At 62.3% G+C, this 13,131-nt stretch carries 12 protein-coding genes; 9 read left to right on the forward strand and 3 right to left on the reverse strand.

What is annotated here, in order from left to right; all coding sequences use genetic code 11:
- Positions 1 to 127: 127 nt before the first annotated feature.
- Positions 128 to 2,257 (reverse strand): TonB-dependent receptor family protein, encoded by a 2,130-nt coding sequence (locus CTR2_RS11035; RefSeq protein ID WP_087084060.1) that lies wholly within the window; start codon positions 2,255 to 2,257, stop codon positions 128 to 130.
- Between the two features lie 472 nt (positions 2,258 to 2,729).
- On the opposite strand from CTR2_RS11035, the gene CTR2_RS11040 reads away from it, so the two are divergent.
- The 6 genes from CTR2_RS11040 (at position 2,730) to CTR2_RS11065 (ending at position 8,727) form a co-directional block, all read left to right on the forward strand.
- Positions 2,730 to 3,824, forward strand: a complete 1,095-nt coding sequence (locus CTR2_RS11040) for a LuxE/PaaK family acyltransferase (RefSeq protein WP_087084059.1) — start codon at positions 2,730 to 2,732, stop codon at positions 3,822 to 3,824.
- A complete protein-coding gene (locus CTR2_RS11045; RefSeq protein ID WP_087084058.1) occupies positions 3,821 to 5,287 on the forward strand; it encodes an acyl-CoA reductase in 1,467 nt (488 codons plus the stop codon). Before CTR2_RS11040 ends, CTR2_RS11045 begins: the two co-directional genes overlap by 4 nt.
- Positions 5,277 to 6,050, forward strand: coding sequence for an ABC transporter ATP-binding protein (locus CTR2_RS11050; RefSeq protein ID WP_087084057.1), 774 nt, complete (start codon positions 5,277 to 5,279; stop codon positions 6,048 to 6,050). Before CTR2_RS11045 ends, CTR2_RS11050 begins: the two co-directional genes overlap by 11 nt.
- An 8-nt stretch (positions 6,051 to 6,058) precedes the next feature.
- Positions 6,059 to 6,835 carry an ABC transporter permease gene (locus tag CTR2_RS11055; RefSeq protein WP_409021390.1) on the forward strand — a complete coding sequence of 259 codons (777 nt, stop codon included), beginning with the start codon at positions 6,059 to 6,061 and terminating at the stop codon, positions 6,833 to 6,835.
- Between the two features lie 22 nt (positions 6,836 to 6,857).
- Complete coding sequence (locus CTR2_RS11060) at positions 6,858 to 7,856, forward strand: ABC transporter substrate-binding protein (protein WP_087084055.1); 999 nt, start codon at positions 6,858 to 6,860, stop codon at positions 7,854 to 7,856.
- A gap of 91 nt (positions 7,857 to 7,947) precedes the next feature.
- On the forward strand, positions 7,948 to 8,727 hold the full coding sequence (locus tag CTR2_RS11065; protein WP_476390651.1) for an SDR family oxidoreductase: 780 nt from the start codon (positions 7,948 to 7,950) through the stop codon (positions 8,725 to 8,727).
- Positions 8,728 to 8,770: 43 nt separating this feature from the next.
- On the opposite strand, the gene CTR2_RS11070 is transcribed toward CTR2_RS11065, so the two are convergent.
- Together CTR2_RS11070 and CTR2_RS11075 are read right to left on the reverse strand one after the other, a co-directional pair.
- Positions 8,771 to 9,187 (reverse strand): hypothetical protein, encoded by a 417-nt coding sequence (locus CTR2_RS11070; RefSeq protein ID WP_254913377.1) that lies wholly within the window; start codon positions 9,185 to 9,187, stop codon positions 8,771 to 8,773.
- 212 nt (positions 9,188 to 9,399) lie between these two features.
- Entirely contained in the window at positions 9,400 to 10,017 is a 618-nt protein-coding gene (locus CTR2_RS11075) for an FMN-dependent NADH-azoreductase (RefSeq protein WP_087084052.1), read from the reverse strand.
- A 195-nt stretch (positions 10,018 to 10,212) separates the two neighbouring features.
- On the opposite strand from CTR2_RS11075, the gene CTR2_RS11080 reads away from it, so the two are divergent.
- The 3 genes from CTR2_RS11080 (at position 10,213) to CTR2_RS11090 (ending at position 13,102) form a co-directional block, all read left to right on the forward strand.
- On the forward strand, positions 10,213 to 11,154 hold the full coding sequence (locus CTR2_RS11080) for a LysR family transcriptional regulator (RefSeq protein WP_087084051.1): 942 nt from the start codon (positions 10,213 to 10,215) through the stop codon (positions 11,152 to 11,154).
- Positions 11,155 to 11,295: 141 nt separating this feature from the next.
- Positions 11,296 to 11,883, forward strand: coding sequence for an RBBP9/YdeN family alpha/beta hydrolase (locus CTR2_RS11085; RefSeq protein WP_087084050.1), 588 nt, complete (start codon positions 11,296 to 11,298; stop codon positions 11,881 to 11,883).
- Between the two features lie 217 nt (positions 11,884 to 12,100).
- Entirely contained in the window at positions 12,101 to 13,102 is a 1,002-nt protein-coding gene (locus CTR2_RS11090; protein ID WP_003067963.1) for a sulfate ABC transporter substrate-binding protein, read from the forward strand.
- Positions 13,103 to 13,131 lie beyond the last annotated feature (29 nt).

Below are 13,131 nucleotides of genomic sequence, written 5' to 3' on the forward strand. Positions count from 1 at the left end.
TTCTGGCTTAGACAGGCAGTTTGCAAGCACCAAAATTTTTCTGAAAAAATCGCTTTTGATCTGTCCGGACGTGAAAAAGCGGGCACTGGGCCCGCTTTCTGCTGTCCGGCTTTGCCGGATGACATGTTTAGAACTGGTAACTGAGGCTGGTTCCGGCCATCCATTGACGTCCCGGGGCCGGTTCGTAATAGCGTCCGTTGCCTTCGTTGACGATGACCGAGCCCACATAGTTCTTGTCCGCCAGATTGTCGACGCGGGCAAAGGCACTGAGCTTCCAGGCGCCCAGGCGTTTGGTGTAGCCCACGCTCAGGCTGGCCACGTTGTAGCTGGGGGCATAGACCTGGTTTTTGTCGTCGGCGGCAATACGGCCCACATGACGCCAGTCCAGACCCACACGCCAGTCGGTGGCGGGAAGCCATTCCAGCCCCAGGTAGCCCAGATGTCTGGCCGTGCCGGCAATACGGTTGCCGGCGGGAATGCAGTCCTGGCCCTTGCTGTCGCAATAGCCGCTGCGCAGGCTAGCGTCGAGCAGCGTCAGCGCGCCGTTCAGGCGCAGCTGGGGCATCAGCCAGGTGCTGGCGCTCAGCTCCATGCCGCGGCGGCGGGTCTTGCCGGCGTTCTGATACGAGGTGCGACCGTTGTCGTTGCTGGCCACCACGATCTCATTGTCGGTGCTGGTCTGGAACAGCGCCGCAGACCAGTTGCCGTAGAGACCGGCCATTTTGAAGCGCTGCTTGATGCCCAGCTCGGCACTGGTTGATACCGCAGGCTTGAGGCCGAAGTTCAGACCGCCCACCAGATCGGGGCGGTACGAGATCTCGTTGAAAGTCGGTGTTTCCATGCCGCGACCCAGAGAGGCATAGATATTGGTGTCCTGATTGAGCTCGTGCTGCAGCGAAACCACCGGCAGGAGCTTATGAAATCCGGCATTGCCGCTATCGTCTTTGTCGGCCAGGAAATGGTCGCGCGACTGGAACTGCACATTGCTCCAGCGCAGGCCGGCATCGAGCTTCCAGCGCGGTGCAAAGGCCCAGGAGGCTTGCAGATAGGGGTCTATGCTGGTGAGGGTATTGCGCTCGTCGCGCACCAGCTCGCCGACCACGCCCAGCTGGTTGCCCACAAAGTTCTTGTAGCCCTGGCGGTCTTCCCTGACGGTGTTGGCGGCCAAGCCGGCAATCAGGCCCAGGCTGCCGCTGCCCAGCTCGTATTTGCCGCTCCAGCGCGCATCGATGCCCCCATAGTCGCGCTTGAGACCGATCACCCCGCCTCTGTAGCCGGTCTGAGATGCCTTGGGGGTGGACTGAAACTGCATCATCTCGCGCTGGCCGGCATAGGCCATGAAACGCAGAGCCTGGCCAGCGCCCAGCTCGCGCTCATAGGTCAGGCCGGCCTGGGTCTGCTTCACGCTTTTGCGCGAGTCGTAGAGCAAGGGATTGGACGCCACAGCCTTCGGATCTGCCGCCCAGTCCTTGGGCGTGATGCCGCCCGGGTCCTTGGCATCGATGTCCACATGGTTGGCCACCAGGGTCAGCTGGCTGTATTCGTCGGGCTTGACGTCGATGCGGGCGTTGAACAGGTTTTTGTCTGCGGCGCTCTGGGACCGGTAGCCGTCGGTGAGAAAACGGCTGGCGCTGAGCACATAGCCAATCCCATTGGCTTCGCCCTTGGCCTTGAGGCCCAGTCGCTTCTGGCCGTCGCTGCCCAGCGCAAAGCTGCTTTCCACCGAGGGCGCACCCTCGCCGCGTTCGGTATAGGCATTGATCACGCCGCCCGAGGCATTGCCGTAGAGCGCGGAGTAGGGGCCGCGCAGCACTTCCACGCGCTCCAGCGAGGCGATATCGATATTGTTGGTCTGGCCCTGGCCGTCCGGCATGGTGGATGGGATGCCGTCCACATAGATCTGTATGCCGCGCACGCCGAAGGTGGAGCGTGCTCCAAAGCCGCGAATCGACAGCTGCAGGTCTTGCGCATAGTTCTGGCGGTTCTGCAGCTGCAGGCCCGGAGCTGTGCTCAGGGACTCCGAGAGATTGACCTGCAGATTGCGCTCGCGCATGCGTTCGCCGTCGAGCACGGTCACGGAGGCCGGGGTCTGCTCAAGCGCGGACTCCTGCAAGGTGCTGCGCACGGTGACTTCGGACAACTGGGGCAGTTCCGGCTGGGCGGCGGCTTGCTGGGCTGTTGCGGACTGTGCTGTCAGCAGCAGTCCGGCGGCGGCCACAGGCCAGCCAGCCAGATGACAAAGGCGCGAAAAATGCATGTGAATATCTCTGGGGCTTGGGGTGGACGTTCGGTGCCCTGGATGGCTGCAAGCTCTGTCGACAGCGCTTCTTGCTACGGCGTGACGCTCGCTCAGGCAGTACGCGCCTGCGTCATTGTCGGTGCCATGGCAAGGTGCGTGTCGGGCAGCTTGCAATTTTGTTCCAATTGTATTTGGGTGGTAATGTTTTCATGATTTCTGCTGTGGATGGCCTTCTTCCCCGTGATGGAGCATTACCCCAGGTTACAAGTGACGCGACTTTCATGCGGCGGCTCAGGCCCCGTGCAGCGATGCCGTTGGGGTAAGATGGCGCCGCGCTCCGGGGTGCACGCCAGTGCTGAGATCTACACCCGCGAACTTGACCCGGTTCATACCGGCGGAAGAAGAGCTTGCAAGCTGACCTCAGGGCAGTGCGTTCTCGCATGGTCAGCAAGCCTTCGGAGCATGACGTCCCCGCTCTCGAAGGAATTTCATGGACAAGGCCGCTTCGCTGGTCGCCGATCTGCTTGCTTTCATCGCAATGGATGACTGCACCGACGACCAGTTCAATCAACTCGCCCTGCGCCTTTTCGCCTACCAGTACGAATGCAATGCGCCGTTTCGCAGCTTTTGCCAGCGGCGCGGCGCCACGCTGCGCAATGTCAGGAGCTGGCGCGATGTTCCGGCGGTGCCCATTGATGCTTTCAAGGCCATGGAGCTGCGCAGCGAGCCGCCGTCGCCCGCCGAGCGAGTATTCATGACCAGCGGAACCACGGGCCGCGCTGCGCGCGGACGTCATTTCCATCCGCAGCTCGATGTCTACGACCTGTCCATGAAGCGCTATTTCGCTCAGCGTTTCATGCAGGGCCTGGAGCGCATGCCCATGGGCATTCTGTTTCCCGATGAGCAGGCCATGCCCAATTCCTCGCTGGCCCACTATTTGGCCCTGGCTAGGTCCGAATTCGGCTCGGCCGGCAGCCGCTACTATCTGAATTCGGAAGGGCTGGACATGCCGGCCCTTTGTGCCGCGCTGGAGGAGTCCGAGCGCAGCGGCCAGCCCTTTGCCCTGCTGGGCGCGAGCTTCAGCCTGGTCCATGTGATGGATGCCCTGCGTGCGCAGGGGCGCAGCTTTCGCCTGCCCGCAGGCAGCCGCGTGCTGGATACGGGCGGCTACAAGGGGCAGTCGCGGGAGCTGCCGCTCGAGCAGTTCTATACCGAGCTTTCGCAGCTGCTGGGCGTGCCGCGCAGTCTGTGCATCAATATGTATGGCATGACCGAGCTGAGCACCCAGTTCTATGACGATGGCAATGCGGCTCTGCCTTCGGTCAAGTCCGGTCCGCACTGGATTCGCTCGCGTCTGGTCGAGCCGATCACCGGTCGTGATGTGGCCGCTGGTGAGCGCGGCATTCTGGTGCATTGCGATCTGGCCAACTACAACGCGGTGACCACCATCCTGACCGAGGATGTGGGCCTGTGGGCCGGCCCGCAGGAGAAAGACGGCTTTTTGCTGCTGGGGCGGGCCGAGGGCGCCGCCGCCAAGGGCTGCTCGCTGGCGGTTGAAGAGTTTGTGAAAGCTGCCGGCGCATGAGCGAGCAGCGCAAGCTACAGCGTATCAAGGCCGGCTATCTGCCCGGCCTGAACGACGAGGAAGTGCAGTGGCAGACGCTGGACTTCGGGTCTCGGGACGGTCAGCTGCTGGAAGTCAGTGTTCCCGTGCTGACGGCGCCTCAGATGCAGGCACTGGCCTGTCGAGTACGCAAGGCCGCAGCCGCCCATCTGCGCCCCATGCCGGTGGCCGAGATCATCGATGCGGTCGATCGTGCGATGGCCCGCCTGCTGGACCGTAACGACATCTACCGCCAGCAGGCCGAAGCCTGGCTGCCCGTGGTCAGCGGTTATGACGCCGATATGGTGCGGCTGGGGCTGACGGGGTTTTTCAAGACCTTTCGTGCGGCGCAGCTCAAGCGCTTTGTGGCCGAGGATTTTGCCAACCCGGCGGTGCTCGATGGCTTTCAACCGGCAGCCAAGGGCGGGGCCGTACGTGCTTTCGGCCCGGATCTGCTGGTACACAGCTGGGCCGGCAACGTACCTGCGCTGTCGCTGTGGAGCCTGGTCTGCGGCTTGCTGGTCAAGGCCCCCGCGATTGGCAAGCTGGCCAGTGCCGAGCCCTTGTTTGCGGGATGGTTTGCACGCCTGCTGGCCGAGGTCCACCCGCCGCTGGCCGATTGCCTGGCCGTGGTCTGGTGGCGTGGCGCAGGCGGCGAGGAGGCCGACGCACTCTATGCCCAGGCCGATACGGTGCTGGCCTACGGTGGCAACCAGACGCTGGATGCGCTGCGCCGTCGCCTGCCCGTGACGACCCGCTTTTTGCCGCATGGCCACAAGCTGGGTTTTGGCCTGATCGGCGCGCAGGCGCTGGATACGCTCAAGGCTCCGGGCATGGCAAGGCTGGCCGCCTGGGACGTGATGCGCTATGACCAGCAGGGCTGCTACTCGCCCCATGTGTTCTATGTGCAGCGCGGGGCGCCGGTCTCTCCGCGTGCTTTTGCCGACTACCTGGCCGCCGAGCTTGCCAATCTGCAGCGACGATTCGCACGCCGCGAGCTGGATCTGGAAGAAGCGGCGGCGCTGGCCCGCTGGCAGCAGAACATGGAGTGGGGCGGCGAAGCTCACCAGCTGCTGGGGCCTGTGGATGCACCCTGGAGCGTGGCTTACAGCGAGGATCTGCAGCCCCTGGCACCGACAGCGCTGTATCGCACGATTGCCGTGGTGGCCGTGGATCGGCTCGATGCCGTGCTGCCCGTGGTGACCGCTCAGCGTGACTATCTGCAGACCGCCGGCATTGCGGCCGGTCCCGAAGAGCTGTACCGCCTGGCCGGGCTGCTGGGCGCGGCTGGCGTCACGCGTATCAGCGCCATTGGTTCCATGAGCATGCCCGAGGCGGGCTGGCACCATGACGGGCGCTTCAACCTGCTGGATCTGGTGCGCATGACGGAGATCGAGCAGTCGGCAGAACTGGCGGCCCAGCCGCTGGCCTCTTATGCGGACTGAGGGAGTGGATACCGCCGTGGCATTCATGGAGTTCAAGCAGGCCCGATTCAGCTACCCGAGACGAGCGCCCGTGGTGGATGGTGTGGACTGGCAGGTCGGGGCCGGAGAGTTTCACTGCCTGCTGGGGCGCAGCGGCTGCGGCAAGACCACGCTGCTCAAGCTGGCGGCAGGCCTGCTCAGGCCTCAGTCGGGGCATGTCTTGCTGCGCGGCAGCGAACTGGCCGCGCCGGGGCCGCAGCTGGGCTTCATGTTCCAGGCACCGACACTGCTGGATTGGCATACGGTGATCGACAATGTGCTGCTGCCCGTGTCGCTGCAGCGCAAACCCACGCAGCAGGACCGACAGGCGGCCATGCAATTGCTGGAGCAACTGGGTCTTGCCTCCCATGCCCGGCTTTACCCGGGCCAGCTCTCGGGTGGACAGCAAAGTCGCGTGGCGCTGGCGCGCGCCCTGATTCTGGAGCCACCGCTGCTGTTGCTCGACGAGCCTTTTGCGGCCCTGGATGCCATCACGCGCGCCGAGCTGCAGGACGATTTGCTGCGCACCTGCCATCGGCATGGCACAACGGTGCTGTTCGTCACCCACGACATCAACGAGGCCGTCTATCTTGGGGACCGCATTGCGCTCATACATGGCGGCCGCATCGTGGACGACTGGTCGATAGAGCTGCCAGAACCGCGCCAGCAGAGCCTGCGCCATGGTGCGGCGTTCAACGACTATTGCGCGCGCATTCGCGCATCCATGGACCGAGGTTGCGCATGAGCAGCTTGATGAACAAGACACATTGGCTGTCTGCCTCTCTTTTGATAGCTGTCATTGCAGTGTGGGAGCTGGCTGCGAGGCAATTTGGCTTGTCGGCACTGGTCTTGCCCGCGCCCTCGGCAGTGGCGCTGTCGCTGGGGTCGGGCCTGGCGTCCGGCTATTTCTGGCCGCATCTCTGGGCGACCTTGCAGGCCTTGCTGCTGGGCCTGCTCGTCGGCGGCGCCGTGGGCCTGCTGGCAGGCATGGCGCTGGCTGAGTCCGAGTTGCTGGAGCGCGTGCTCAAGCCCTATGTGGTGGTCAGCCAGGTCGTGCCCAAGCTGGCCCTGGCGCCATTGTTTGTGCTGTGGTTCGGCTTCGGCATGTTGCCGACGGTGCTGATCACGGCGCTGATCTGCTTTTTCCCATTGATGGAAAACACATTGACGGGCCTGCGGCAGGTGGATGCTCAGCGCCTGCAGCTGTTTCGCATGCTGGGCGCAACCAGACTGCAGACCTTGCTGCGCCTGAAGCTGCCGACCGGGCTGCCCGCGATTCTGGCCGGGCTGCGCGTGGCCGTCGTGCTGGCGCTGGTCGGTGCCGTGGTGGCCGAGTTTATGGGCGCAAGCCAGGGCCTGGGCGCCGTGGTCATTGCCGCCCAGGGAATGATGGACACCACGCTGATGTTTGCGGCGCTGGTGCTGATTGCCGCCATGGGCCTGCTGCTGTACCAGGCCTGTCTTGTTCTGGAGCGCCATCTGCTGCGCTCCCATCACTTTTCAACCTCGCAGTCGGGCGACCGTGCCTGACTGCATCTTCAAACCATTTGTCATGCACACCAGCAACCAGACTTCGTTCATCTCTCGCCGCAGCCTGCTCGGCGCCTGTGCAGGCCTGAGCGGCCTTGCCATGACCGGCACCAGCATGGCGGTTCCTCTGCAGGGCAAGATTCGCCTGGCCGGCTGGAGCAAGCCCATCAGCGAGATCACCAATATTCTGGTCGAGCCTGAAAAAGGCTTCTTCAAGGCGAACGGTGTGGAGCTGGCCTATCTGCCCGGAGCGGGCGGCGGCGATGCGATTCGCAACATCCTCAGCGGCCAGGCCGATGTGGCGTTTACCGACCCCGGTTCCTTCTTCATGGCTCTGGACAAGGGCGAGAAGCTGGTGGCGATCTACGACATCTATCCGCAGAACGTGTTCAATGTGGTCTCGCTCAAGTCCTCGGGCATTCGCAAGCCCGCAGACCTCAAGGGCAAGAAGATCGGTGTCTACAGCCTTGCCAGCGGCACGCGCCAGAACCTGCTGGTGATGCTGCATCAGGCTGGCCTCAAGGAGTCGGATGTGAGCATTGTCGTGACCGGCCTGCTGAACTTTGCGCCCCTGATGCAGGGTCAGGTTGACGCCACGGCCGCCACGGATACCGGCCTGGCCGTGGGCCTGCGCAAGGGCATCGGCGATGTCAATGTGATGCAGGTCAGCGACCACCTCAATATGTCCAGCGACATGTTTGTGGTGCGTGAAGAAGTGTTCCAGCAGAAAAAGGACTTGCTCAAGGCATTCGTCAAGGGCTACCGTGAAAGCGCTGCCTGGATGATGGCGAATCCCGAGGAGGCTTCGGTGCTGGCCAGCAAATATGCCATCGACGGTACGCGCCGCGACATCAATCTGGATGTGATACGCCTGCGTAACGCTTCTTCCTTGCCAGCAGTCCAGGGCCAGCCGCTGGGCAGCTTCGATTTGGCCGCGCTGCAAAAGGGTGCCGATGCCTACCGATCGCTGGGCATGGTGCAGCGTCAGATCAAGGTGGCGGATGTGGTTATGCCGCTGTAAATCTTCCCCCGCAGGCGCGTTGCCTGCTGTCTCTTCCCAGGGACCTGCCAGTGTTTGAACGGAAATCGTGAATATGAGTCAGTCTTCTTCAATGGGCTTGCGCGGCAAGGTGGTGCTGGTGACGGGCGCCAGCCGCGGCATCGGTGCGGCGATTGCCCTAGCGTTTGCGCGCGAGGGTGCGACCGTGGCCATCAACTACCTGTCCAATGACGAGGCTGCAGCCAGCACCGTGGATGCCTGCCTGGCCGCGGGCAAGGACTCGGGCGGAGATGCCTGGGCGGTCAAGGCCGATGTGGGTTCGCCCGATGCGGTGCAGAGCATGGTGGACAGCATAGTGCGCGAAGCGGGGGGCATTGATATCGTGGTCAACAATGCCTTCAGGCCCTATGCATTCGATCCGGAACGCCGCAGCCGTTTTGACGATCTGCAATGGGCGGACTATCAGGCCCAGTTCGACGGGGCCGTAGGTGCAAGCTTCAATGTCTGCCGTGCAGTGCTGCCGTTGATGCGCCAACGCGCGCGTGGCAGCATTGTCAACATCGTCAGCAATCTGGTGGAGCAGCCTGTCGTTGCCTATCACGACTACACGACATCCAAGGGGGCCTTGCTGGCCTTCAGCCGCAATCTGGCCAGCGAGCTGGGGCCTGTGGGCATCCGTGTCAACTGCGTGGCGCCCGGGTTGGTCTATCCCACGCAGGGCACACAGGGCAGCAAGGAGTCTTTTCGTGAATCGCTGATGGCGGCCACGCCGCTGCGGCGGCTGGCGCGGCCCGAAGATGTGGCGGGGCCGGTGCTGTTCCTTGCGTCGGAGCTCAGCAGTTTCATGACCGGGCAACTGCTGCTTGTTGACGGCGGTCTGGTGATGCGCTGAGTGGCGGGCAGCAAGGCAAAGCCCGTCTGCCTCCTTCTTGACCTTACTGCTTGGCGGTTGCCTGGGCGTGATCTATCGCGTCGATGATGGCCACGCCGGTCTGCTGCACGCCGGGAGCGTTGAAGCCGGGGCCTGGCGTGACGGCAGGGTGGCTGAGCAGCTTCTCGGCCATGCTGGGTGGTGCGGCAGGCGCGCTGACCTGTGCGGGGGCGGGCTGCTTGGTGGCAGGCGCGGGAGCGGCCTGCTCGGTGGACTTTAGGTAGTCGTTGTAGCGCTTGTAGGCCTGACGGTCGGTACGGGTCTGCTCTTGTTGCTGCGAATGCTTGAGGTATTGGTAGGCGACCGTGCCCAGAATCAGTGCTGCCACCAGGAACGCGGCAATAGCGGTGACGACGAGGTTTTCGTCGGAGCGCTGAGGCGCTGGATGGATGGCGGTGGACATGGGGCGGGAAGCTGGCATCTGGGAAAGCACGTCCGAGCAACCGGGACTCGGACCTGATCGGTATCTAACTGTTTTCAGCGTATCAAAAATAGCGGGTTCAGGCCCTCAGATCGGCAATTTTTTCCATAACTTCAGTCGGAAATGTCCGAAACCTTGGTCGTAGGCAAGTTTGTTGCGCAAAAAAGCCGGCACGCCCTGGGCGGTACCGGCTTTTGCAGCTTTGCCAGCTATCAGGCAGCGACGGCTTGCGCTTGCTCGATCTGAGCCTTGGCTGCTTCCATGGCTGCAGCTTTGGCGTCGGGGCCCATGGCCACGCCTTCAGCACGAACGATGGTCACGTCGGTCACGCCCATGAAGCCGAAGATCACCTTCAGATAGCTTTCCTGGTGCTCCATGGCCTGGCCCGCTTCGCTGGTGGAATATGCGCCGCCGCGAGCGGAAGCGACGATGACCTTCTTGTCGCCGGCCAGACCCACGGGGCCGGTGGCGGTGTACTTGAACGTACGGCCAGCCTGGGCGATACGGTCCAGCCAGGCCTTCAGCTGCGAGGGAATGGTGAAGTTGTAGAAGGGGGCGCCCACCACGATCACGTCAGCAGCCAGAAATTGGCTGACCAGCGCTTCGGAGACAGCGTTTTCCTGGCGTTCGACTTCGGTGGCAGCGGCCTGGCCGGTGCGAAAGCCCAGAGATTGCGCGCTCAGGTGGCTGGGGGCGCTCACGGCCAGATCCAGGTAGTCGACCTTGGCTTCGGGGTTGGCCTGCTTGAGGTTGGCAACGATATCGGCTGTCAGGGCGCGGGTAACGGAATTGGAGCCAGTGATGGAAGAGTCGATGTGCAGGATTTGCATATTGGTACCTATACCTCTAAAAATGAGTAAGAGAGCACTTCTTGCCCAGCTCGGATGCTGCGTTGCGGCAAAAACAGTGATTCGTTTTGAATTGCAATGGGATAGATTGTAGATTTGTTTAGATTCGGCAATAAGTCTGCAAAAATGCGATAGATCGTTCCAAATATCAATTCAATCGAGTCCAAGGATATATGCATGGTGGATCTCAACGACATGCTGTACTTCGTCGAAGTGGTCGAGCGCGGCGGCTTTGCCGCTGCGGGGCGGGCACTGGGTATTCCCAAGTCGCGCCTCTCGCGTCGTGTTGCCGAGTTGGAGACTCACCTTGGGGTGCGCTTGCTGCAACGCACCACCCGCAAGCTGTCTCTGACGCAAGTGGGGGAGACCTTTCTGCGTCATGGCCAGGCCATGCGCGATGCCGCTCTGGCAGCGTCGGATGCCGTGGCCGAAGTCCAGACCGAGCCGCGCGGCACCATTCGTGTGACCTGTCCGGTGACACTGGCGCAGACCGTCCTGGGCGAGCTGATGCCCGAATTCCTCAAGCGCTGCCCGCTGGTGCAGGTGGAGATGCACGTCACCAACCGCCCGGTCAATCTGGTCGAGGAGGGGGTTGATGTCGCATTGCGCGTGCGTGCCACGCTGGAGGACAGCGGCTCCATGGTCGTCAAGCGACTCGACAGCTCACGCCAGATTCTGGTGGCCAGCCCCGATCTGCTGCAGCGCCAGGGCACGCCCAGGTCGCTGGAGGACTTGCAGTTGCTGGACAGCATGGCGATGACCGCAGTCGATGGCCACTCCAGCCTGCTGCTCGTCGGGCCCGAAGGCAAGGAGCACCGGCTTCAATTGCAGCCGCGCTATGTGGTCGATGACTTGCTGACGCTGAAATTTGCCGCTCTGGCTGGCAGCGGCATGTGCTGGCTACCTGACTATATGTGTCAGGACGAATTGACCCGGGGCACTCTGGTGCAGTTGCTGCCGCAATGGGCACCTCCGCGCGGCATCGTGCATGCGGTGTTCCCCTCGCGGCGTGGGCTGGCACCGGCGGTGCGGCATTTCCTGGACTTCCTTGGGGAGCGCATGCCGGGCAGCAGCATCTCTGCCGTGCAAAAAGCAGCATCGGCCTCGGCGCAGCATTAGCTTCTGCCCATAAGATAACAACAAAACATTCGTTGGGATTTGGGCAGGCCTTGCCCACAATGACTGCCTTGTTATCAGATCAGGAGCACGCCGGGCTTTTTCCTCTGGCCCGGCTGGCGCTCCGAGATTACAGGAGGCAGCATGACATCCCCATTTCGCATCGTGATCGTGCCAGGCTGGCGCAACTCCGGCCCCGGTCATTGGCAAAGCCTGTGGGCAGAGCAGCTGGAAGGCGCCGTGCGTGTACAGCAGCAGGACTGGCTGGTGCCGCACCGCGATGCCTGGGTTGGGGAGCTGGAAAAAGTCTTGCTCGCCGATGAGCGTCCTGCCGTCATCGTGGCTCACAGCCTGGGCTGCATCACGACAGCGCATCTGGGCGAGGCTGCCGCAGCGCGCGTGCATGGCGCCTTGCTGGTGGCTCCTGCCGACCCCGAGCGTCGTGCCCAGTTGGCGGACTTCGCTCCCGTGCCCTATGCGCCGCTGCCCTATCGCAGCGTGCTGGTGGCCAGCAGCAATGATCCGTTCTGCCCCATTCGCCGTGCGGGCGCTTATGCCAGGGCCTGGGGCAGCGAGCTGGTGCGTTTGCAGAACGCCGGACATATCAATATCGAGTCGGGCTTTGGTGCCTGGCCGCTGGGGCTGGCACTGCTGCAGTCGCTGACCGAGCAGGGCGGCTGGAATGCCCAGGCCTCGGCCCGGCCCTTGCAGGCAGCTGCACTTGCGGCCTGAAATCCAGGGGTTGTTTCTCTTTCATGCTTTTCTTTTGATAGCTGTATGCGCTTTCTGGTAGAGCGCTTGCAGCTATTTCTACCTTGAACTCCCGTGCTGTTTTATTCTTTATATTAAATTTCAGAAAAACAAAGAAAAATATATTCTTTTGAGTTTTAAGGAGTCGTTCGCACAATGTGTACATCTATACACATTGCTCAAGAAAAGGCAGCGAACCATGCATTCCGTGAAGCTCAAGACATTGTTGGCATCCATCGCACTGGCAGCAGCAGGCGCTGCCTCGGCACAAACGCAGCTGCTCAATGTCTCCTATGACGTGGCTCGCGAGTTCTACAAGGATTACAACGCTGCCTTCATTGCCCACTACAAGAAGACCAAGGGCGTGGACATCAAGGTGGATCAGTCCCATGGCGGCTCCAGTGCCCAGGCCCGCGCCGTCAACGACGGTCTGGCTGCCGATGTGGTGACTTTCAACACGACCACCGATGTGGATTTCCTGGCCCAGAACGGCGTGGTCGCCAAGGATTGGAACAAGAAGTTCCCGCATGACGCATCGCCCACGACATCGACCATGTTGTTCCTGGTGCGCAACGGCAATCCCAAGAACATCAAGGACTGGTCCGATCTGGTGCGCCCGGATGTGAAGGTCGTGGTGGTCAACCCCAAGACCGGCGGCAATGGTCGCTACGCTTATCTGGCAGCCTGGGGCTCGGTGCGTGAAAAGGGCGGCACCGATGCGCAAGCGGCCGAATTCGTGCAGAAGCTCTACAAGAACGTGCCCGTGCTGGGCAAGGGCGGTCGCGATGCGACCAGCATCTTCTTGCAGCGCAATATCGGCGATGTGCTGATCACCTTCGAATCCGAAGTCGTGTCCGTGGACCGTGAATTCGGCCAGGGCAAGGTCGACGCCGTCTACCCTTCGGTGAGCATCGTGGCCGAGAACCCCGTTGCCGTGGTCGAGCGCACTGTGGCCAAGAAGGGCACGACCCAGCTGGCCAACGACTATCTGCAGTGGCTGTACTCCGACGAGGCTCAGGAAATCGCTGCCAAGCATGCGATCCGCCCGCGCTCCGAAGCGGTGCTCAAGAAGCACGCCGACCAGTTCAAGCCCATCAAGCAGTTCACGGTGGCCAAGTACTTCGGCTCTTTGACCGAAGCGCAGAAGGTGCACTTCAACGATGGTGGTCAGTTCGACAAGCTGTATACGCCCGGTAAGTAATCGGCTCCCCCTGAACCGCTTTGCGGTTT

Origin of the sequence: Comamonas thiooxydans (genome assembly GCF_002157685.2) — a bacterium.
In the GTDB taxonomy this organism is placed as follows: domain Bacteria; phylum Pseudomonadota; class Gammaproteobacteria; order Burkholderiales; family Burkholderiaceae_C; genus Comamonas; species Comamonas testosteroni_H.